This window comes from Belnapia sp. F-4-1 (genome assembly GCF_000802185.1).
In the GTDB taxonomy this organism is placed as follows: Bacteria; Pseudomonadota; Alphaproteobacteria; order Acetobacterales; family Acetobacteraceae; genus Belnapia.
The window spans coordinates 5,070,054-5,090,374 of the sequence record NZ_KN676113.1 but is presented as its reverse complement, the minus strand read 5'-3'; the positions used below and the strand labels follow the sequence as shown (position 1 = coordinate 5,090,374).

Below are 20,321 nucleotides of genomic sequence, written 5' to 3'. Positions count from 1 at the left end.
GATGAGCGTCGCGGCGGAGCGGACGGCAGCGGTCGCCGTCGACGTCACCTTCCTGCGGATGGACCGGCGCCCTGCCGGTCCGCCGCCGCCGCTGCCGCTCGGGGTGCGCGTGACGCAGGCTACGCGCTGCACCACGGCCTTCTACCGCTACCTCTACGACACGGTCGGCCACGACTATGTCTGGTGGCTGCGGCGCACGCTGACCGAAGCCGAGCTCTCCCGAATCCTGGCCGATTCCGGCGTCACCATCCATGTGCTCTACAAGGATGGCGAGCCGGCCGGCTTCTACGAGCTCGACCGCCGCAACCGCCCGCTGGTCAACCTCTCCTATTTCGGGCTGATGCCGCATGCCATCGGCGCCGGGCTCGGCCGCGCCTTCCTCGGCCACGCGGTGGATGAGGCCTGGAGCCAGGGCACCCGCGCCCTCACGGTGAACACCTGCACGGCAGACCATCCCCGCGCGCTGCCCAACTACCTCGCCGCCGGCTTCGGCCGGTTGCGCACGGTGCGCGAGGTGTGGAATGTGCCGCTGCATCTCGGCCTTCCCATCCCGTCGCGCCTGCGGATCGGCTGACGCACCCCATTGCAATGTCGGCGGGATAGGCCCATATCTTAGGTGTCAACCCGTCTGGTTCGGCCCGTTTCGTTTGCTCCCCTGGGAGCCCGAGCCTGGTTTCCGTCCCTCAAAGGCAGATTGGCCCGCCCCGCGATGGCGTGGGACGGCACCCTTGCATGATGGGATTCCCCGCATGTCTACCGGCACTGTTAAGTGGTTCAACGCAACCAAGGGCTACGGCTTCATCCAGCCCGAGGACGGCACCGCTGACGTTTTCGTCCACATCTCCGATGTCCAGCGCTCCGGCCTCCAGGGCCTGCAGGACGGCCAGCGCCTCAGCTTCGATGTGCAGCGCGGCCAGCAGGGCAAGCTCTCCGCTTGCAACCTGAAGCTCGACTGAGCGACTGGGGCGGGCTTCGGCCCGCCTCTTTTTTGCGGTGGCAAGAGGAGGCCAACATGGCAACGCATCTCTACACCGTCGGCCAGAATGTCGAATTCATCGCCGGCCGCTTCGACGGCAATGTGCCGCGCGGCCTTTATACCGTGGTACGGCAGCTCCCTGGTCCGGCGAATGTCCGTGAGTACCGGGTGAAGCACCAGCAGGACGGGCATGAGCGCGTGGTGCCGGAGAACCAGCTCCGTGGCGGACCGCCTGCCGTCTTCAGCTGAGCCGACCACAGACGCTCATCGAAGCCGCTGCGGCATGATGCCGTCAGCCTAGAATCACGTCCGGGAGCAGCCGATGGCGCGCAGACCGAATTACGGCCAGCAGCGGGCCGAGGTGAATCGCGGCAAGCAGGCGAAGCAGGAAGCGAAGCAGCGCGAGCGCGAGGAAGCCGTCGCCCGCCGCAAGGCCGAGCGCGAGGCCCAGGGCCTGCCGCCCGAGGAAGAACCTGCGGAGCAGGAACGATAACCACCGCTGCGGCGGCATGAGGACAGTATCATGGCCAAGCGCCGCGATGACGGAAAATACGTGCTTTTCGATGTCGCCTATGCGGATGGCAGCCGTGCCTCCAACCGCAAGGTGCCGACCGAGCTGCTGGGTGGACTTGATGGCGACGAGCCGGCACGGGACGAAATCGAGGCGCAGGACCGCCGAATCGCCGAAGCCTCCGGCAAGCCCCAGCGGGCGATACTGACGCTGGCCCGGGCGGGCCGGTAGGTAGGAGAAGGGCCGGCGGAGCGATCCGCCGGCCCTTTCCGTTTCAGCTGTGGGCGAGGATCGCCAGCAGCAGCAATGCCACGATGTTGGTGATCTTGATCATCGGGTTCACGGCGGGGCCCGCGGTGTCCTTGTAGGGGTCGCCGACGGTGTCGCCCGTCACCGCGGCCTTGTGGGCCTCGGAGCCCTTGCCCCCGTGGTGGCCCTCCTCGATGTACTTCTTCGCATTGTCCCAGGCGCCGCCGCCCGTGGTCATGGAGACGGCGACGAAGAAGCCGGTGACGATGACGCCGAGCAGCATTGCCCCCAGCGCCTCGAAGCCCGCCGCCTTCCCGGCGATCGCCTGCACGCCGAAGTAGCAGACCAGCGGCGAGAGCACCGGCAGCAGCGAGGGGATGATCATCTCCTTGATCGCCGCTTTGGTGAGGATGTCGACGGCGCGGCCGTAATCCGGCCGGTCCGTGCCCTGCATGATGCCGGGCTTCTCGCGGAACTGCTTCCGCACCTCCTCCACCACCGCCATGGCGGCGCGGCCGACCGCCGTCATCGCCATGCCGCCGAACAGGAAGGGCAGCGCCCCGCCGAACAACAGCCCCATCACCACATAGGGGCTGGTCAGGCTGAAGGTGAGCGCGCCGATCCCGGCGAAGTAGGGGAAGGTCGCCGCATTCGCCGAGAAATAGGCGAGATCCTGCGTATAGGCGGCGAAGAGCACCAGCGCGCCGAGTCCCGCCGAACCGATCGCATAGCCCTTGGTGACGGCCTTCGTCGTGTTGCCGACCGCGTCCAGCGCATCGGTCGTCACGCGGATCTCCTTCGGCAGCCCGGCCATCTCGGCGATGCCGCCGGCATTGTCCGTCACCGGCCCGAAGGCGTCGAGCGCCACCACCATGCCGGCCAGCGCCAGCATCGTCGTCACCGCGATGGCGATGCCGTAGAGCCCCGCCAGGTTGAAGCTGAACAGCACGCCCGCGATGATGATGAGCGCCGGGATCGCCGTGCTCTCCATGCTGACGGCGATGCCGCGGATGACGTTGGTGCCATGGCCCGTCACGGAACTCTCGGCGATGGCCTTCACCGGGCGGTAGTCGGTGCCGGTGTAGTACTCCGTCACCACGATGATGAGGCCGGTGACGATGAGGCCCACGAGGCCGCAGAGGAAGAGCGAGAAGGCGGTGAAGTTGGCGCCCGCCGCGCTCAGCGTGCCGCTGCCGAAGACGAGGTAGCTCAGCGGCAACAGCACGACGAGCGAGAGGATGCCGGTGACGATGAAGCCCCGGTACATTGCCCCCATGATGGAGTTGTTGGCCGGCAGCTTGACGAAATAGGTTCCGGCGATGGAGGTGACGACGCAGACCGCGCCGATCGCCAGCGGGAAGAGCATGCCCTGCGCCAGCATGTCGGCCGGGAAGGCGATGGCGGCCAGCACCATCGTCGCCACCATGGTCACCGCATAGGTCTCGAACAGGTCGGCCGCCATGCCGGCGCAGTCGCCCACGTTGTCGCCCACGTTGTCGGCGATGGTGGCCGGGTTGCGGGGATCGTCCTCGGGGATGCCGGCCTCGACCTTGCCGACCATGTCGCCGCCCACATCGGCACCCTTGGTGAAGATGCCGCCGCCCAGGCGGGCGAAGATCGAGATCAGCGAGGCGCCGAAGCCGAGCGCCACGAGGGCGTCGATCACGGGCCGGCTGTTCGGCGCATGCCCAACCAGCACGACCAGGATGAAGAAGTAGATGGCGACGCCGAGCAGGGCGAGGCCTGCCACCAGCATCCCGGTGATGGCGCCCGACTTGAAGGCGACGTCGAGCCCTGCGGCGAGCGAGCCGGTGGAGGCCTGCGCGGTACGGACATTGGCGCGCACCGAGACATTCATGCCGATGAAGCCCGCAAGGCCCGAGAGCACCGCGCCGATCACGAAGCCGATCGCGACGCCGATGCCGAGCCACAGCACGATCGCCAGGAAGAGCACGATGCCGACGAGGCCGATGGTCATGTACTGGCGCTTCAGATAGGCCTGCGCGCCCTCCTGGATCGCCTGGGCGATCTCCTGCATGCGGGCGGTGCCCGGATCGAGCGCCATCACCTGCCGGGCGGTCACCACCCCATAGGCGAGGGACAGCGCCCCCAGCAGGATCACGAGCAGCAGCGACACTGTCATCAAGACGGAAGCCTCCCTGTGGTTCGCCGCGCCCTTCGAGGGGCGCTGGTGGGGCGAGGCTAGGCGGGCAGCGGTAGCGGCGCAACGGTATCCCTGTTGCATTCCGCTGGCATATCAGCGGTTGCGAGGCTTGCCGGCCAGGGCTGGCCCCGCCACCATGCGGCCAAGGCGAGTCCTTGGGGGAAACACGGATGATGCGGCGTGCTTTGCCGGCGCTGGCTTTGGCGCTCGGCCTGTTGGCGGGGCCGGCGATGGCGCAGGAGTTGGTCGAGAAGCGCGTCTTCGAGGGCGGCGCCTACCAGACCCGTGGCGGCGCCACGATCAGCAATCTTCGCATCGGCTACCAGACCATGGGCCGGCTGAACGCGGAGGGCACCAACGCCATCCTCATCTGCCACTTCTTCAGCGGCAACAGCCATGCCTTCGGCCGCCTCGCGGCCGGCGGCCCGGCCGGCTACTGGGACGCGATCATCGGCCCCGGCAAGCCGATCGACACCGACCGCTACTTCGTCGTCTCGGCGGATACGCTGGTCAACGTCAACGTGCCCGACGCGAACACGGTGACCACCGGCCCGGCCAGCATCAACCCGGATACCGGCCGGCCCTATGCCATGACCTTCCCCGTCGTCTCCATGCGGGACTTCGTCGAGACGCAGAAGCGGCTGCTCGACAGCCTCGGGGTGCGGCGCCTCGCCCTCGTCGCCGGCCCCTCCAATGGCGGGCTGCAGAGCATCGAGTGGGCCGCCGCCTATCCCGGCTTCGTCGAGCGGGTGATGCCGGTCATCGCCGCCGATATCGATGCCTGGATGCAGGGCTGGCTCGACATCTGGGAGGCGCCGATCCGGCTCGACCCGAATTGGGCCGAGGGCAACTATTATGGCCAGGGGCGGGAGGCGCCGCTGCGCGGCCTGGCCGAGGCCTGGAAGGTCGTGACGCTCCATGCCCGCGACCGGCTCTGGGCGAAGCAGTACGACCGCCAGCTGCCGGAGGGGCAGGACCCGGCGCGCCGCATCGGCGACCGCTTCGCCATCGAGCGCTGGCTCGACGAGGCGGCGATGGCGCGGGCCCGCACCTCGGACGCCAACGCCTTCATCTACATGGTGCGGGCCAACCAGCTCTTCCTCAACGAATACCCAAGCTTCGCCGCAGCCCTCGCTGGCGGCCCGGCACGTTGGCTGGTGGTTTCCGCGCCGACCGACCGTGTCTTCCTCGCCGATGGCGTCCGCGACTTCGTCGAGGTGCTGCGCGGCGCCGGCAAGCAGGTGGAGACGGCCGAGCTGGCCGGGCCGCTCGGGCACCTCAACGGCGTGGTCGGGATGGCGCCGGCCGGCGACCGGCTCCGCGCCTTTCTGGCACGATGAGGCGGCGGCTCCGCCCCAGCCGTCCGAAGGTATAAGCGGAATCGTAATGTTTGGCCCGCAGATTCCACCGCCGAGGCCAAGCGCAATCCGGCGCCGGCTGCCCAGCGTGGATGCAAGCAGTGCCGACACTCCAGTTCCGTTCCGTCCGCACCAGGATTGCCGCCCTCTCCGGCGTCTGCCTCCTCGCCACCGGGATGAGCCTGACCGGCTGGAACCTCTACACCGCCTTCCGCACCGCGGGGGTGGTCGAAACCCGGACGGAGGCCCTGCTCGACCAGGGTGCCGTCGACTATCTCGGCAGTGTCGCCGCGGTGCAGGCCAACCGCATCCGCCTCGAATTCCGCACCGCTCTCGATGCCGCCCGTGCCCTGAGCTCGACCTTCGCCGTCCTCGCCGCGCCCGACTCCGGCCTGGAGCCGGAGCTTCGGCGCAGCCAGATGAACCGCGTCCTCGCCTCCGTCCTCTCCAACGAACCCAACCTCAACGGCACATACACCGCCTGGGAGCCGGATGCGCTCGACGGGGCCGACGCCTTCTACCGCGGCCAGCAGAGGACCGGGACGGACGATACCGGCCGCTTCGTTCCCTATTGGAACCGCGACGCCACGGGCCGCATCGGCCTGCAGCCGCTCGTCGAGTATGAAAGCCGCGACCTCCACCCGAACGGCGTGATGAAGGGCGGCTGGTATCTCGGCCCGCGCGAGCATGGCCGCGAAAGCGTGCTCGACCCGCTGCCCTATGTGGTGCAGGGGCGCAATCTGCTGCTGGCGACCCTCTCGGTGCCGATCAAGCGGGAGGGTCGCTTCCTCGGCGTCGCCGGCGCCGATTTCAACCTCGCCTTCGTGCAGAAGCTGGCGACCGATGTGGCCGCCCAGCTCTATGGCGGCCGCGCCGCCGTCACCATCGTCAGCAACATGGGCCTCGTCGTCGCCAGCTCGAACCACCCGGCGCAGATCGGCCAGACCTTCGCGCCGCTGAGCCCCGACTGGCAGGCGGATCTCCGCACCGTGCAGGAAGGCCGCGCCGTCGCCGCCCTCGATCGCTCGACCGACTCGCTGCGCGCCTTCTCGCCCATCATCCTCGGCAATACCGGCAAGCCGTGGAGCGTGCTGGTCGAGGTGCCGCGCACCGTGGCGCTCGCCGCCGCCACCCAGCTCGGCACCGAGCTCGCGGCCCGCAACCGGACGGATGCGCTGCTGCAGCTCGCAGCCGGCATCGCGGTCGCGGCGTTCGGCATCGGCGCCATGGTGCTCGCCGCCGGCGGCATCGTCCGCCCGGTCCGCGACTGCGTCGCCTTCGCCGAGGGCATCGCGGGCGGCCACCTCGACCAGCGCCTTGCCGTCGCCGGCCGGGACGAGATCGCCAGTCTGGCCGCCGCGCTCACCCGCATGCAGACCGACCTGGTCGAGGCCCGCATCCAGCGCGAGCGCGACCAGGAAGCCACCGAAGCCGCCCGCCGCGCCGCCATGCTTTCCGCTGCCGAGGAGATCGAGGCCTCGGTCCAGCGCACCGCCCAGGGGGTGCTGCAGATCGCCCAGCGCGTGGGCGAGAGCGCCCAGGCGATGGCGGAGGCGACGGGCCGCACCGCTGGCCAGTCCGAGGCCGCCGGCCAGGCCGCCGATCGCGCCAGCGGCAATGTCCAGACCGTGGCCGCCGCCGCCGAGGAGCTGGCCTGCTCCGTCGCCGAGGTCGGCCGCCAGATGGACCGCTCGACCGAGATCGCCGCCGAGGCCGTGCGCCTTGCCCAGGAGGCGGACCGCCAGGTGATCGGCACCACCGCCAGCTCGGAGCGCATCGGCGGCGTCGTCCAGCTCATCCAGGACATCGCCGGCCAGACCAACCTGCTGGCGCTGAATGCGACGATCGAGGCGGCCCGCGCCGGCGAGGCCGGCAAGGGCTTCGCCGTCGTCGCCTCCGAGGTCAAGAACCTCGCCGCCCAGACCGCGAAGGCGACCGAGGAGATCGCTGCCCAGGTGACGGACATGCAGCGGGCCACCCAGGATACGGCAACGATGATCCGCCGCGTGGCCGAGGTGATCGGGCAGATGGACCAGGTGGCGACCGCCATCGCCGCAGCCATCGAGCAGCAGGGCGCGACGACGCAGGAGATCGCCCGCAGCGTCCAGAACGCCGCCGGCGACACCCGCTCCGTCACCGCGAATATCGGCGAGGTGAACGGAGCCGTCCTCGGCGTCGGCCGCAGCGCCGGCGAGCTGCGGGAGGTCGCCGATCAGCTCTCCCGCGACGCGACGGCGCTCGGCGGGGTCATCGACACCGTCCTCCGCCGCCTCCGTGCGGCCTAGCCCTCCGGCCGCATCGCGCTCTCGTGCCAGCGCCGGAGCAACAGATGCTGGACGAGGCCGAGCACGGCGAAGATGGCGATGCCGAGCGCCGAGATCAGCGCAAGGGCTGCGAACATGCGGGGGATCTTCAGCTGATACCCCGCCTCCAGGATACGGAAGGCGAGGCCGGAGCCCGTCCCGCCCGCACCCGCCACGAACTCGGCGACGACCGCCCCGATCAGCGCCAGCCCCCCCGCTACCCGGAGCCCCGCGAGGAAGAAGGGCAGCGCCCCCGGCAGCCGCAGCAGCCACAAGGTCTGCCACCGCGTCGCGCCATAAAGGCGGAACAGCTCCACATGGTTTCGGTCGGCGCTGTTCAGCCCGAGCACGGTGTTCGACAGGATGGGGAAGAAGGCGACGATCCAGGCGCAAATCAGCAGGCTGAGGGTGACATCGTCCACCCAGATCAGGATCAGCGGCGCGATCGCCACCACCGGCGTCACCTGCAGCACCACGGCATAGGGAAAGAAGGCCCGCTCCACCCAGCGCGACTGCGCGAAGATTACCGCGAGCAACCCGCCCAGCGTCACCGCCAGCAGCAGGGCGAGCAGTGCGATCCGCAGCGTCACCAGCATGGAGGAGCGGAAGAGCGGCCAATCCTCCGCCAACGCCCGCGCAATGGCTGCGGGCCCCGGCACTTGGTAGGCCGGCACCTCCAGCAGCCTGACGGCCGCCTCCCACCCCCCGAGCACGAGCAGCCCGACCAGGGTTGGGGCCAACCAGTCCGCCCATCGCCTCATGCCCGCATCGCCCCTTCCAGCGCCTCGGTCGCCCGTCGGCAGAGCGCCGCATAGCCGGCCGAGGTGCGGAACCCCTCCGGCCGCGGCGCCGGCTCGTCGAGGCGCACCTCCGCCGCCACCCGCCCTGGCCGCGCCGCCATGACGAGGATGCGCGAGGACAGGTAGACGCTTTCGAAGACCGAATGGGTGACGAAGACCACCGTCACCCCGCTTCCCGCCCAGAGCGCCAGCAGGTCGTCGTTCAGCCGGTGCCGCGTCAGCTCGTCGAGGGCAGCGAAGGGCTCGTCCATCAGCAGCAGGCTCGGCCGCGTCACCAGCGCGCGCGCGATGGAGACGCGCATCCGCATCCCTCCCGACAGCTCCCGCGGATAGGCCCGCTCGAAGCCGCCAAGCCCCACCTGCGCCAGCGCCTCCGCCGCCCGCGCCTCCTGCTCGGCGCGCGCCACGCCCGCCAGCCGCAGCGGCAGCCGCACATTGGTGATGGCATCCGACCAGGGCAGCAGCGTCGCCTCCTGGAAGACGAAGCCGACCTGGCGCGAGGCCGCCCGGGCGATCCGCCCACTGCTCGGCTCGGCGAGGCCCGCGATCAGCCGCAGCAGGGTCGACTTCCCGCAGCCCGAAGGACCCAGCAACGAGAGGAATTCCCCCGCCTCGATCTTGAGGTCGATGCCTCGCAGCGCCTCCGTCCCGCTGGCGAAGCGCTTGCCCACGCCATCCAGGGCGACGAGCGTCACGCGAGGGGGAAGGGCAGGGGCGGCATCGGGGCAGGATGAAGGGAGGAAGGCGCGGGCGGCAAGGGCGGGATACCCCTTACCTCCAAGCCTTCATTCGAGTTATAGGAAAATAATCAAATTCCTGCTTTGCGCCGCCGCGCCTCGATCACCCGCATCGCCTCCCACAGCACCTCCTTGGTGATTCCCTGCGGCGCGAACTGGCTTTCCACCCAATCGGCGGAGGAGGCGATGACCGGCCGCACCATCAGCACGCCGTTCTCCATCCGCAGCTCCGCCTGCCTAGTCTGGCCGAAGCGGGCGCGGAGCGCGGTGGGGATGGTGATTTGCCATTGCGGCGAAACCCGGACGAGCATGCGATCCTCCATCCCGGCCCCATGCCGGGACCAGCATAAAAGACTAAATTCCTAAAATTGTCAAACCAGAACGAGGTGCGGCAAGGGCTTGGCAGGGCCCGATCCTCAAGGATTTAGGCTTTCCCGATGCCCTTGTTGACCAGCCCCAGGTCGAAGGCCCGCCGCCATTCCATCCCCCGCGGCACCACGCCCACCTGCGTCGCCGCCTCGTGGAGCGCCGCCCAGCGCGCCTCCGTCATCGCCCCGATGCCGAGGGCGAGTGCATCGCCCGAGCGCACGATGCCCTCCCGGTTCATCATCTCCGTCCCATAGGCGATGAGGTCCTCGCCCATCTCCGGGTTCTGCTGGCGGATCAGACGGTTGGCGCCGTCGGTGTCGAAGCCGCCGGCCTTGCCCTTCAGGTACTGGTCCCAGCCCTGGAGGCTGGCCTCGACGAAGCGCCCGATCACCTCGCGCCGCTCGGCGAGCGTCTTCGCCCCGACATTGATGGTGGTGCCATAGTCCTGGAAGCCGCTGTCATGCACCAGCAGCACCACCGGCTCCACACCCTGCTGCCGGATGGAGAAGGGCTCGCTGCCCAGATAGCCCTGCTGCACCACCCGCTTGTCGGCCAGGAAGGGCGCCAGGCTGAAGGTATAGGGCCGCACCTGCTCGTCGCTCAGCCCGTACTTCTGCCGCACATAGGGCCACCAGGTGACTCGCGGCTCGGCGCTGATCAGCACCGGCCGCCCCTTCAGCGAGGAGAAATCCGTGATCCCCTGGCCCGGATGCCCGATCAGCACCACCGGGTCCTTCTGGAACACGGCGGCGACGCAGAGGAAGGGGATGCCCTCCCGCACGAAGCCCAGCGCCCCGAGCCCGTTGCCCATCGCCATGTCGACCCGCCCGCCGATCAGCAGCTGCGCCGGGTTGATCTGCGGCCCGCCCGAGCGCAGCTCCACCTCGAGCCCCGCGGCGCGGTAGAGCCCCGCCGCCTGCGCCTGGTAGAAGCCGCCATGCTCCGCCTGGGCCCGCCAGTTGGTGACGAAGCTCACCCGGTCGAGCCGCGGCTGCGCCCGCACCGGGCCCGCCGCCACCAGCAGCGGCCCCGTGGCCAGCCCCAGCGCCACCCGGCGCGAGACGATGAAGCGTTCTGCGGCCATGCCCTTCTCCCCCGGCTGCGCAACAGCCTGCCATGGGCCGCCCCATCTTGCCCACTGCCGCAAGCCCCTGCACCCTGCGCCCATCAAACGAGAGGACCGCGCCGTGAACGGAGCCGAAAGCCTGGTGAACACCCTCCTCGGGGGAGGGGTGGATGTCTGCTTCTCCAACCCCGGCACCAGCGAGATGCATTTCGTGGCCGCGCTCGACCGCATCCCCGGCATGCGCTGCGTGCTCGGCCTGCAGGAGAACATCGTCACCGGCGCGGCGGATGGCTACTGGCGCATCGCCGGCAAGCCGGCCTCGACCCTGCTGCATTGCGGCCCGGGCCTCGCCAACGGCCTTGCCGGCCTGCACGATGCCCGCCGCGCCCGCTCCGGCATCGTCAACATCGTCGGCGACCAGGCGGTCTACCACCGGCCTTTCGACGCGCCGCTGACCGCAGACACCGAGGGCTGGGCCCGCGGCGTCTCCGCCTGGACCCGCACCACGACCCGCTCGGAGGATGTCGGCGCCGATGCCGCGACGGCCATCCAGGCCGCCCGCACCTCGCCCGGCCAGATTGCCACGCTGATCCTGCCCTCCGACTCGTCCTGGAACGAGGGCGGCGTCGTCGCGCAGCCGCTGCCCGTCCCCGCCGCCCCCGTCGCCGACCCGAATGCGGTGAAGCAGGTTGCCCGCATCCTCCGCGAGCAGCGCGGCGTCCTGCTGCTGCTCGGCGGCCTCGCCCTGACCGAGGGCGCGCAACGGCAGGCCCACCGCATTGCCGCCGCCACCGGCTGCCGGCTGCTGGCCGAAGGGTCGAATGCCCGCACCCAGCGCGGCCAGGGCCGCCTGCCGCTCGACCGCGTGCCCTATGTGGTGGACCAGGCGCTGGCCGCGCTGGCGGACGTGCAGCACCTCGTGCTGGTCAATGCCAAGGAGCCGATCGGCTTCTTCGGCTATCCCGGCAAGCCGAGCCGCCTCTACCCGGCCGATGCCGCCGTCCACCTGCTGACCCGCTACGAGCAGGATGCGGAGGCGGCGCTTGCCGCGCTGGCCGACGAGCTGGGCGCCCCGGCGGCGGCCATCCCTGCAGCCGGGCCGCGGCCCGAGGCGCCGCGCGGCGCCCTGTCGCCCGAGGGCCTCGCCCGCGCCGTCGCCGCGCTGATGCCGGAGCATTCGATCGTGGTCGATGAGTCCGTCACCTATGGCCGCGGCTTCTTCCCCGAGACGGTGGCGGCGCCGGCGCATGACTGGCTGCAGAATTGCGGCGGCGCCATCGGCTACGGCATCCCCGTCGCGGTCGGCGCGGCGATCGCCGGCGGCGGCCGCCGCGTCATCGGCCTGCAGGCCGACGGCAGCGCCATGTACACGGTGCAGGGCCTCTGGACCCAGGCGCGCGAGAAGCTGCCGGTGACGACGGTGCTGCTCTCGAACCGCAAGTACCAGATCCTGCTCGGCGAGTACCGCAATGTCGGCGCCAATCCGGGGCGGACGGCGATGGACATGCTCGACCTCGGCAACCCCGATATCGGCTGGGTCCAGCTCGCTAACTCCATGGGTGTCGAGGCCGCGCAGGCGACGACGCTCGAGGCGCTCGGCGACCTGATGTCGCAGAGCTTCTCGCGCCCCGGCCCCTTCCTCATCGAGCTGATGATCTAGGGGATGGAGGGGCCGCGCCTCGAGACCGCGCGCCTCCTGCTCCGCCCGCCGCGCGAGGAAGACCTCGCCGGCTGGACCGAACTGATGGGCGACGAGGCGGCGGCCCGCTTCATCGGCGGGGTGCAGACCCCGCTCGGCGCCTGGCGCGGCCTCGCCACCGTCGCCGGCTCCTGGGCGCTGCACGGCTTCGGCATGTTCTCAGTGATCGAACGGGAGACGGGCCGCTGGATCGGCCGCGTGGGCCCCTGGCGGCCGCATGGCTGGCCGGGGCCCGAGATCGGTTGGGCATTGATCCGCGCCGCCTGGGGCCAGGGCCATGCCGAGGAAGCCGCCCGCGCCGCCATCGCCTGGAGCTTCGGCACGCTGGGCTGGACAAAGGTCATCCATGTGATCCGGGCTGAGAATCTACCCTCCAAGGCGTTGGCCGCGCGCCTCGGCTCCACCTTTCGCACCCTCGGCAGCCTCCCCGCCCCGCATGAGGGCGAGTACGAGATCTGGGGCCAGTCGCGCCGCTGAGGGCTCAGCGCGCGAGGAAACGCCGGGCCCCCTCGAACAGCACTTCCATCCCGAGCGCCAGGTCCTCCCGCTTGGTATCCTCCGCCCAGTGGTGGCTGATGCCGCCGATGGAGGGCACGAAGAGCATCGCCACCGGCATGACGCGGGCGAGGATCTGGCTGTCATGAATCGCCCCGCTCGGCATCTCCGTCCAGGCGCCGGGGCAGAGTTGCTCGGCCGCCCCGCGCAGCGCCGCCCGCATCGCCGGGTCGCAGGGGGAGGGGGCGGTGTGGCCGATCGGCTCCAGCACCGCCGGGCAGCGCTCGCGCCGGTTGCTCTCCTGCACCACGCGGCGGAGGCAGTCCTCCATCCGGTCCATGATCTCGGGCGAGAGGTCGCGGAAGGAGAAGGTGATCTCCGCCCGACCGGGGATGATCTGCGGCGCGTTCGGCTCCAGCAGGATGCGCCCGGTGGTCCAGACGCTGCGCGGGCCGGCCGCCATCGGCATCGCCTGGTCGAGCGCCGCCAGCAGCCGAACCGTTGTCAGCCCGGCATCGCGCCGCTCGGCCATGGTGGTGCCGCCGGTATGGTCCTGCTGGCCGGTGATGGTGATCCTCCACTGCCGGATGCCGACGATGCCGGTGACCACGCCGATACGCATCCCGGCCTGCTCCAGCTGCGTTCCCTGTTCTATGTGCAGCTCGAAGGCCCCCCTGTACCGCCCGGGCTCCAGCCGCAGCCGCTCGCGCCCGGCAAGCCCGGCCTCCCGCAGCGCCTCGCGCAGCGGGCGGCCGTCATGACGGTTGCGCGCCGCGTCCAACTCCGCCTCGTCCACCGCGCCGATGAGGCTGCGGCTGCCGAGGAAGTCGCCCCAATGCCCCTCCTCATCCGCATAGGCGCAGACATCGACCGGGAGGCCGGCGCGGGCAAGGGCGAGGGCGGCGACGACGCCGAGCACGCCGTCCAGCCAGCCTGCCTGGTTCTGCGTCTCGATATGGCTGCCCGCCAGCACATGCGGCCCTGGCCCGCGATGGCGGCCGAGGACATTGCCGATGCCGTCGATCCGCGCCTCCAGCCCCGCCGCCTCCATGGCCGCGGCGAGCCAGTGCCGACTTTCCATGTCCTCGGAGCCGAAGGTCGGACGGTGCACGCCGGTGCGGTAGGCGCCGATCTGCCGCAGTCGGTCTAGGTCGGCGAGGAATTGGGCGGCATCGAGAGACAAGGACGCTTTCCTTCACGGCAAGGGACGCGGCCATGTTACGCGCTGCGCCATGCCCTGCCGCAAGCCGTGTTTTTTAAGAGATTTTTCGCTGCTAAAACGGTTAAGAGATGGCCTAGGTTTCAGGTTTCCCCCCATGTGGGCGTAAGTTGAGGCAGTGCATGATGCATCGTGACGGAGCCGGACCAGCCCGGCCGCCAGGCGATCCCTAGGAGGGTACGCCAGGGGTTTAGACGGTTGACGACGCTTCGCCAGGTCCGGGAACACCATGAACGCCACTCATCTGCCGCCGCCAAAAGGGACTGATGGTTTCGCCTCGACGGTGGACGTCCTGAGTCTGCAGGCGGCTGCGACCCAGAAGCCCTTGCCGGGGGCCAGCGCCGCCGCCCAACCAGCCCAGGAACCAGGCGAGGCGCCGCCGCGCGGCCGTGGCAGGCTCTGGCTGGCGCTTGGCCTCGCCCTCGCCGCAGCGGCCGGCGGCTATTACTGGTACGACCAGTCGCGCAAGGCCGCCGAGGTGGTCCCGACCTCCCCCGCCGCCACCCAGACCGAGCCGCTCACCCAGGGCGAGTTCCGCCTCTCCGACACCGAGGTGCGGGCGCTGCGGATCGAGGAGATGCACTCCCGTGCCTTCCGCGCCGAGCGCATGGCCGAGGGGCGCATCGCCTATGACGAAGACCGCTCCACCCCCGTCTTCTCGCCCTACAATGGCCGCGTCGTCCGCGTGCTGGTCCGCATGGGCGACGAGGTGAAGGCGGGCGATACCCTGCTCGAGATCGAAACCACCGACCTCGCCGGGGCCGCCAACGACCTGCTCTCGGCCGCCGATGCCGCCAACAAGGCGCGTGCGACGCTCGATCAGGCGCGGCGCGAGGAGGCTCGGCAGATCAGCTTGTTCGGCGCCCGCGCCGCCTCGCAGCGCGATGTCGAGCAGGCCCGCACCGGCGCGATGACGGCCATGGCCGATCTCCGCAGCGCCGAGGCGACGCTTTCGGCCGCACGCGACAAGCTGCGCGTCCTCGGCCGCAGCATGGACGAAATCAGCCGGATCGAGCAGACCCGCATGGTCAATGCCGTGGTGCCGGTGACGGCGCCGATCGGCGGCACCGTGGTGCAGCGGCGCGTCGGCCCCGGCCAGTGGCTTTCGACCGGCGCCTCCGACCCGGTCTTCACCATCGCCGACCTGTCCACCATGTGGCTCGTCGCCGCGGTGCGGGAGCTGGACGCGCCGCTCATCAAGACCGGCCAGCCGGTCGATGTCAGCGTCGGCGCCCTGCCGGGCCACCGCTTCGAGGCGCGCATCGCCACGGTGGGCGCCGGGCTCGACCCGGCCACGCGGCGCCTCACCGTCCGCGCCGAGGTGAAGGACCCCGAGCACCTGCTGAAGCCCGAGATGTTCGCCACCTTCCGCATCTCGGTCGGCGAGGGCGAGCAGAATGTCGGCGTGCCGGTGAACGCCATCATCTACCGCGGTGCCGAGGCCAGCGTCTGGCTGGCCCTCGACGACAACCGCTTCATCCTCCGCCGCATCCAGCCCGGCATCCGTTCGGGCGACATGGTGGAGGTCACCACGGGGCTGAACCCGGGCGACCGGGTGGTCACCGGCGGCGCTCTCTTCATCGACCGGGCCGCGCGGATCGACTGAGGCACGGGCATCTGGCGACGGGCCGGGGTTCCGGGGCAAAATAGCACGCCGGCGATCCCGGCCATTCGGGAAGGCCAGCATGCGCCAGATCGTCGCCTTTTCTCTCCAGCGCAGGCCGCTGGTCATTCTCCTGTTCTTCACCTTCATCGTCGTCGGCCTGGCCGCCTTCACCCGGCTGAACATCGAGGCCTACCCCGACCCGGTGCCGCCCCAGGTGGTGATCATCACCCAGAATCCGGGGCAAAGCGCGGAGGAGATCGAGCGCTACGTCTCCATCCCCGTCGAGGTGGCGATGGCCGGGCTGCCCAACCTCACCTCGGTCCGCTCGACCAGCCTGTTCGGCCTCTCCGACGTCAGGGTACAGTTCAACTTCAACTACACCTACGACCAAGCCTTGCAGCAGGTGCTGAACCGGCTCGGCCAGCTCAACGGGCTGCCGGAGGGCGTGCAGCCGCAGATCAGCCCGCTCTCGCCGATCGGCGAGATCATGCGCTACCGGCTGGTCGGCCCGCCCGGCTATTCGCTGGCCGACCTCAAGACCCTGCAGGAATGGGTGCTCGACCGGCGCTTCAAGCGCGTGCCCGGCGTTGTCGACGTCACCTCCTTCGGCGGCCTCTCCAAGAGCTACAACGTGGTGGTGGACCTCCGGCGGATCGCCGCACTCGGCCTCACCCTGCCTCAGGTGATCCAGGCAGTGCGGGCCGGCAATGCGACGGTCGGCGCCGGGACGATCCGTATCGGCCCGCAGGCGGCCGTGGTGCAGGGGATCGGGCTGATCCGCGGGCTGGACGACATCCGCAACGTGGTGGTCTCGGCCGAGGGCGGCGTGCCGGTGCTGCTGGGCGACGTGGCGACGGTCGAGATCGGCAACCTGCCGCGCCTCGGCATCGCCGGCCAGGAGAACGACGACGACGTGGTGCTGGCCACCGTGCTGATGCGGCGCGGCGAGCAGACCCTGCCGACCATCCGCGGCGTGCAGGACGAGGTGGCGCGGATCAATGCCGGGGGCGTGCTGCCGCCGGGGGTGAAGATCGTCCCGCTCTACGACCGCGAGGACCTGGTGAAGATCACCACCCGCACGGTGGTCCACAACATCATCGAGGGCGTCGCCCTCATCCTCATCATCCAGTGGCTCTTCCTCGGAGACTTCCGCGGCGCGCTGGTGGTGGCGGCGACGGTGCCCTTCGCCTTCCTCTTCGCCATCCTGCTGATGATGGCGCGCGGCGAGAGCGCCAACCTGCTCAGCCTCGGCGCGCTCGACTTCGGCCTGCTGGTGGATGCGACCGTCATCATGGTCGAGAACATCTACCGGCATCTGGGGCTCAGCCGGAATCCGGCGCACCGCTACATCGCGCCTACTGGCTCGAAGGAACTGTCCGGCCTCTCGCTCACCGTGCTGCGGGCAGCGGGGGAGGTGGACAAGGCGATCTTCTTCTCGGCGCTCATCATCATCGCCGCCTTCATCCCGCTCTTCACCCTGGGCGGCATCGAGGGCCGCATCTTCGGCCCGATGTCGAAGACCTATGCCTATGCGATCATCGGCGCGCTGCTGGCGACCTTCACCATCACCCCGGCCCTGGCCGCCGCCTTGCTGCGCGAGGACAGCAAGGAGCGGGACACGCTGCTGGTGCGCGCCCTGCGCTGGGTCCACAGCCGGCTCTATGCCGCGGCGATGCGGGCGCGCGCCGTCTGCCTGCTGCTGGCGGCCGGGCTCTTCGCCGCTTCGCTCCTGCTGATGTCGCAGCTCGGCGCGGAGTTCCTGCCGACGCTGGAGGAGGGCAACCTTTGGGTCCGTGCCTCCATGCCGGGGACGATCAGCCTCGAGGAGGGCAACGACACGGTGAACCGCATCCGGCGGACGCTGATGGAGTTCCCGGAAGTCGTCACCGCCACCTCGCAGCAGGGCCGGCCGGATGACGGGACGGACAGCGCCGGCTTCTTCAATGCCGAGTTCTTCCTCCCCCTGAAGCCGCCGCAGCAATGGACCACGGCGCGGCACCGCGACGGGCTGGTGCGGGCCATGCACGAGCGGCTGTCGAGCCAGTTCGTCGGCGTCGAGTTCAACTATTCGCAGGCGATCAGCGACAACGTCCAGGAGGCGGCCTCCGGCGTGAAGGGCGCCAATGCGGTGAAGGTCTACGGGCCGGAACTCGACATCATCGCCCGCAAGGCGGAGGAGATCCGGCAGGTGATGGCGGGCGTCGAGGGCGTGGCCGACCTCGCCGTCTTCCGCTCGCTCGGCCAGCCGACGGTCGCGGTGCAGATCGACCGGGCGCGGGCGGCGCGCTACGGCCTGGCGGTGGACGACGTGAACGAGGTGGTGCAGGCGGCGATCGGCGGGCGCGAGGCGGGGCGGCTCTACGAGCCGGGCGGCGACCGCAATTTCCCGATCGTCGTGCGGCTGGACGCGCCCTACCGCGACAGCCTGGAGGCGATCGGGCGCATCCCCGTCGGCGGACCGCGCGGGGCGACGCTGTCCGACGTGGCGGAGGTCAAGCTGGTCTCCGGTGTCTCCTACATCTACCGCGAGGATGCCTCGCGCTACGTGCCGATCCGCTTCAGCGTGCGCGGGCGGGACCCGGCAAGCACCGTCGCCGAGGCGCAGGCGCTGGTGGCCGCCCGGGTGGAGCTGCCGCCCGGCTACCGGCTCGACTGGCTGGGTGAGTTCCGCAACCTGCAGGAGGCGATCGGGCGGTTGCTGGTGGTAGTGCCGGCGGCGCTCGCCTTGATCCTCGTTCTGTTGTACGTGCAGTTCAATACGCTGCGCGAGACGCTGCTCGTTTTTGGCATCGTTCCGATGTCGACTACTGGTGGGATCGCGGCACTGGCCGTGGCGGGGCTCAATTTCAGCGTGCCGGCGGCCATTGGCTTCCTCGCGCTGTTCGGCATCACCGTGATGGAAGGCATCATCATGCTCTCCCATTTCAACCATCTGCGGCTGGAAGGGATGCCCTGGCGCATGGCCCTCGACCAGGCCGGGCGGGACCGGATGCGGCCCGTCTTCATGACCTGCTTCGCCAGCTTCACCGGGCTGCTGCCGATGGCGCTGGCCACCGGCATCGGCGCCGATGTGCAGAAGCCGCTGGCGCTCGTCGTGGTGGGGGGGATCGGGCTGGTGCCGCTCTTCATCCTGGTGGTCTTCCCGGCGATGATCGACCTCTTCGGCAAGCCGCGGCATATCCGCCGCGCCGAAGCCGCGGCGCATGGTGCGGCGGTGCGGGCATGAGGCTGAGCTTCCGCGCGGCCCTGCTCGGCTGCGCGCTGATCGCCAACCTGCCGGCCCAGGCCCAGACGCAGGCCACCCCGCCGGCCGCCCCGCCGCCGGGGATGGCGCCGTTGCCGATCGGGCCGGGCGCGAGGCCGCTCTCGCTGGAGGAGGCGGAGGTGGCGCTGGTCGAGCGCAACCTCGCCGTCATTGCGGCGCGGCGCGGGGTGGACGTGGCGCGGGCACAGCGGCTGGTGGCCTCCTCGCGGCCCGCGCCCACCGTCTCGGTCGGCAATACCTTCGCCCAGTTCGGAGAGACGCGGAACGGGGCGCTGCGCGGGGCGCGCTACCTAAGCCCGGCGAAGAACATCAGCGTCGGGCTGACGGTGCTGGTGGAACGCGGCAACAAGCGGACGCTCCGCACCCGCTTCGCCGAGCGGCAGGTCGAGGGGGCGGAGGCGCAGGTGCTGGATGCGCTGCGCACCCAGCTCTTCCAGCTGCGCCAGGCCTTCCTCGGTGCGCTGCTGGCGCGGGCCAATCTCGAGGTCGCGCTCGGCAACCGGACGAGCCTCGACCGGACGGAGCAGCTGCTGCGCCGGCAGCTGCGCGACGGCGCCATTCCCGAGGGCGACCTGCTGCGCTTCCAGGCAAGCCGGCTGCAGTTCGAGGGCGACGTGACGACCAACGCCCAGGCCTATGCGGCGGGCGTCGCGGCGGTGGCGGCGCTGCTCTCGGCCGATCCGGCGGCGTTCCAGCAGGGGGCGGGGACGCTCTCCTCGCTCGGGATCAACCCGGCGGTGCGGGGCCCGCTGGCGCCGCCGCCGGGGCAGCAGGGGCGGACGGGGACGCCGGCGGGGCCGGCCAGCGCGCCGACCGCGGTGCGGACCATCCTTTCGCCCGTGGCCTTCGATGTGCGCGGGCGGTTCGACGCCATCCCCGATCTCGGAATCGGCCGGGAGGAGCTGGCCAGGGGCGTCGCCAGCCGGCCGGATGTGGTGGCGGCGGAGCGCCAGGCGGCCGCCGCGGGGGCCAACCGGCAGCTGGCCGAGGCGGGCCGCTCGCGCGACGTGACCGTGGATGCGGGCTGGAGCCGCTCGGCGCTCTCGCAGGACCTGCCGGATTCGCGCGACCGGCTGAGCGCGCTCAACAGCTTCGGCGTGCAGCTCTCGGTGCCGATCTTCACCTCGCGCATCGTCGAGGGGAATGTCGCGGCGGCGACCGCGCAGCAGGGCCAGGCGGATGCCGTGGCGCGGGCGACGGTGCTGCAGGCGCGGGCGGAGTTCGCCGCGGCCTGGGCGGCGGTGGAGCAGTCTCGCGCGTTGCTGAACCTTTATGCCGGCGGCGCGCTCGGCCGGGCGGAGGAGGCCTATCGCAGCACCGAGCAGGCCTATGTCGCCGGCGGGAGAACCCTGCTCGACGTGCTGGACGCGCTCCGCGTGCTGAACGTGACGCGCGTCCAGGCCAACCAGGCGCGCTATGCCTACCTGTTGGCTCTGTCCCAGCTGGAGCAGGCAAGCGGGGTGTCGGGCGTCGCGCCGCGGCTGTAGGCTTCCCTCCGTGAACG

18 protein-coding genes are annotated in these 20,321 nt (G+C 70.5%); 12 read left to right on the top strand and 6 right to left on the bottom strand.

The genetic code is table 11. From position 1 onward, the window contains the following. Nucleotide 1 precedes the first annotated feature (1 nt). The 5 genes from LH62_RS23990 (at nucleotide 2) to LH62_RS23970 (ending at nucleotide 1,718) form a co-directional block, all read left to right on the top strand. A complete protein-coding gene (locus tag LH62_RS23990; protein WP_043364633.1) occupies nucleotides 2-574 on the top strand; it encodes a GNAT family N-acetyltransferase in 573 nt (190 codons plus the stop codon). Between the two features lie 175 nt (nucleotides 575-749). Further along, on the top strand, nucleotides 750-956 hold the full coding sequence (locus tag LH62_RS23985; protein ID WP_043337870.1) for a cold-shock protein: 207 nt from the start codon (nucleotides 750-752) through the stop codon (nucleotides 954-956). 56 nt (nucleotides 957-1,012) lie between these two features. Further along, a complete protein-coding gene (locus LH62_RS23980; RefSeq protein ID WP_043364632.1) occupies nucleotides 1,013-1,225 on the top strand; it encodes a hypothetical protein in 213 nt (70 codons plus the stop codon). A 73-nt stretch (nucleotides 1,226-1,298) separates the two neighbouring features. After that, the gene (locus LH62_RS31645; protein WP_201445576.1) at nucleotides 1,299-1,469 is read left to right on the top strand and encodes a hypothetical protein; all 171 of its coding nucleotides are present in this window, start codon (nucleotides 1,299-1,301) and stop codon (nucleotides 1,467-1,469) included. Between the two features lie 30 nt (nucleotides 1,470-1,499). Beyond that, on the top strand, nucleotides 1,500-1,718 hold the full coding sequence (locus LH62_RS23970; protein ID WP_043337876.1) for a hypothetical protein: 219 nt from the start codon (nucleotides 1,500-1,502) through the stop codon (nucleotides 1,716-1,718). A gap of 43 nt (nucleotides 1,719-1,761) precedes the next feature. Here LH62_RS23970 and LH62_RS23965 read toward each other — a convergent pair whose 3' ends face one another. Then, on the bottom strand, nucleotides 1,762-3,879 hold the full coding sequence (locus LH62_RS23965; RefSeq protein ID WP_043364630.1) for a sodium-translocating pyrophosphatase: 2,118 nt from the start codon (nucleotides 3,877-3,879) through the stop codon (nucleotides 1,762-1,764). A gap of 191 nt (nucleotides 3,880-4,070) precedes the next feature. Between LH62_RS23965 and LH62_RS23960 the strand changes: the two genes are divergently transcribed. Next, the gene (locus tag LH62_RS23960) at nucleotides 4,071-5,240 is read left to right on the top strand and encodes a homoserine O-acetyltransferase (RefSeq protein WP_043364629.1); all 1,170 of its coding nucleotides are present in this window, start codon (nucleotides 4,071-4,073) and stop codon (nucleotides 5,238-5,240) included. A 119-nt stretch (nucleotides 5,241-5,359) separates the two neighbouring features. Further along, entirely contained in the window at nucleotides 5,360-7,543 is a 2,184-nt protein-coding gene (locus LH62_RS23955; RefSeq protein WP_236552618.1) for a methyl-accepting chemotaxis protein, read from the top strand. Here the strand turns inward: LH62_RS23955 and LH62_RS23950 are convergent. The 4 genes from LH62_RS23950 to LH62_RS23935 form a co-directional block, all read right to left on the bottom strand. Continuing rightward, nucleotides 7,540-8,322 carry an ABC transporter permease gene (locus tag LH62_RS23950; protein ID WP_043364627.1) on the bottom strand — a complete coding sequence of 261 codons (783 nt, stop codon included), beginning with the start codon at nucleotides 8,320-8,322 and terminating at the stop codon, nucleotides 7,540-7,542. The two genes, LH62_RS23955 and LH62_RS23950, sit on opposite strands and share 4 nt — an antisense overlap. Continuing rightward, complete coding sequence (locus LH62_RS23945) at nucleotides 8,319-9,056, bottom strand: ABC transporter ATP-binding protein (RefSeq protein WP_043364626.1); 738 nt, start codon at nucleotides 9,054-9,056, stop codon at nucleotides 8,319-8,321. The genes LH62_RS23950 and LH62_RS23945 overlap by 4 nt, the downstream gene beginning before the upstream one ends. Nucleotides 9,057-9,169: 113 nt before the next feature. Next, entirely contained in the window at nucleotides 9,170-9,409 is a 240-nt protein-coding gene (locus LH62_RS23940) for a hypothetical protein (protein ID WP_201445575.1), read from the bottom strand. A gap of 113 nt (nucleotides 9,410-9,522) precedes the next feature. Further along, the gene (locus LH62_RS23935; protein ID WP_043364624.1) at nucleotides 9,523-10,551 is read right to left on the bottom strand and encodes an ABC transporter substrate-binding protein; all 1,029 of its coding nucleotides are present in this window, start codon (nucleotides 10,549-10,551) and stop codon (nucleotides 9,523-9,525) included. A gap of 103 nt (nucleotides 10,552-10,654) precedes the next feature. On the opposite strand from LH62_RS23935, the gene LH62_RS23930 reads away from it, so the two are divergent. After that, a complete protein-coding gene (locus LH62_RS23930) occupies nucleotides 10,655-12,193 on the top strand; it encodes an acetolactate synthase large subunit (protein WP_043364623.1) in 1,539 nt (512 codons plus the stop codon). A gap of 3 nt (nucleotides 12,194-12,196) precedes the next feature. Beyond that, complete coding sequence (locus LH62_RS30565) at nucleotides 12,197-12,709, top strand: GNAT family N-acetyltransferase (protein ID WP_043364622.1); 513 nt, start codon at nucleotides 12,197-12,199, stop codon at nucleotides 12,707-12,709. Between the two features lie 4 nt (nucleotides 12,710-12,713). On the opposite strand, the gene LH62_RS23920 is transcribed toward LH62_RS30565, so the two are convergent. Further along, nucleotides 12,714-13,910: a Zn-dependent hydrolase gene (locus LH62_RS23920; RefSeq protein WP_043364621.1), complete on the bottom strand. Its 1,197-nt coding sequence runs from the start codon at nucleotides 13,908-13,910 to the stop codon at nucleotides 12,714-12,716. Nucleotides 13,911-14,175: 265 nt separating this feature from the next. Here LH62_RS23920 and LH62_RS23915 point away from each other — a divergent pair, with 265 nt between their 5' ends. The 3 genes from LH62_RS23915 (at nucleotide 14,176) to LH62_RS23905 (ending at nucleotide 20,304) form a co-directional block, all read left to right on the top strand. Next, nucleotides 14,176-15,552 carry an efflux RND transporter periplasmic adaptor subunit gene (locus tag LH62_RS23915; RefSeq protein ID WP_082012753.1) on the top strand — a complete coding sequence of 459 codons (1,377 nt, stop codon included), beginning with the start codon at nucleotides 14,176-14,178 and terminating at the stop codon, nucleotides 15,550-15,552. A 79-nt stretch (nucleotides 15,553-15,631) separates the two neighbouring features. After that, the gene (locus LH62_RS23910; RefSeq protein WP_043364620.1) at nucleotides 15,632-18,778 is read left to right on the top strand and encodes an efflux RND transporter permease subunit; all 3,147 of its coding nucleotides are present in this window, start codon (nucleotides 15,632-15,634) and stop codon (nucleotides 18,776-18,778) included. Continuing rightward, the gene (locus tag LH62_RS23905) at nucleotides 18,775-20,304 is read left to right on the top strand and encodes a TolC family protein (RefSeq protein WP_043364619.1); all 1,530 of its coding nucleotides are present in this window, start codon (nucleotides 18,775-18,777) and stop codon (nucleotides 20,302-20,304) included. The genes LH62_RS23910 and LH62_RS23905 overlap by 4 nt, the downstream gene beginning before the upstream one ends. The last annotated feature ends 17 nt before the right edge of the window (nucleotides 20,305-20,321 follow it).

What these genes read in the sequence shown, in the direction of transcription:
- LH62_RS23940 (WP_201445575.1), bottom strand. Translation starts at nt 9,409, where the DNA reads ATGCTCGTCCGGGTTTCGCCGCAATGGCAAATCACCATCCCCACCGCG.
- LH62_RS23905 (WP_043364619.1), top strand. Translation starts at nt 18,775, where the DNA reads ATGAGGCTGAGCTTCCGCGCGGCCCTGCTCGGCTGCGCGCTGATCGCC.
- LH62_RS23910 (WP_043364620.1), top strand. Translation starts at nt 15,632, where the DNA reads ATGCGCCAGATCGTCGCCTTTTCTCTCCAGCGCAGGCCGCTGGTCATT.
- LH62_RS23980 (WP_043364632.1), top strand. Translation starts at nt 1,013, where the DNA reads ATGGCAACGCATCTCTACACCGTCGGCCAGAATGTCGAATTCATCGCC.
- LH62_RS23970 (WP_043337876.1), top strand. Translation starts at nt 1,500, where the DNA reads ATGGCCAAGCGCCGCGATGACGGAAAATACGTGCTTTTCGATGTCGCC.
- LH62_RS23990 (WP_043364633.1), top strand. Translation starts at nt 2, where the DNA reads ATGAGCGTCGCGGCGGAGCGGACGGCAGCGGTCGCCGTCGACGTCACC.
- LH62_RS31645 (WP_201445576.1), top strand. Translation starts at nt 1,299, where the DNA reads ATGGCGCGCAGACCGAATTACGGCCAGCAGCGGGCCGAGGTGAATCGC.
- LH62_RS30565 (WP_043364622.1), top strand. Translation starts at nt 12,197, where the DNA reads ATGGAGGGGCCGCGCCTCGAGACCGCGCGCCTCCTGCTCCGCCCGCCG.
- LH62_RS23965 (WP_043364630.1), bottom strand. Translation starts at nt 3,879, where the DNA reads ATGACAGTGTCGCTGCTGCTCGTGATCCTGCTGGGGGCGCTGTCCCTC.
- LH62_RS23960 (WP_043364629.1), top strand. Translation starts at nt 4,071, where the DNA reads ATGATGCGGCGTGCTTTGCCGGCGCTGGCTTTGGCGCTCGGCCTGTTG.
- LH62_RS23935 (WP_043364624.1), bottom strand. Translation starts at nt 10,551, where the DNA reads ATGGCCGCAGAACGCTTCATCGTCTCGCGCCGGGTGGCGCTGGGGCTG.
- LH62_RS23915 (WP_082012753.1), top strand. Translation starts at nt 14,176, where the DNA reads ATGAACGCCACTCATCTGCCGCCGCCAAAAGGGACTGATGGTTTCGCC.
- LH62_RS23985 (WP_043337870.1), top strand. Translation starts at nt 750, where the DNA reads ATGTCTACCGGCACTGTTAAGTGGTTCAACGCAACCAAGGGCTACGGC.
- LH62_RS23950 (WP_043364627.1), bottom strand. Translation starts at nt 8,322, where the DNA reads ATGAGGCGATGGGCGGACTGGTTGGCCCCAACCCTGGTCGGGCTGCTC.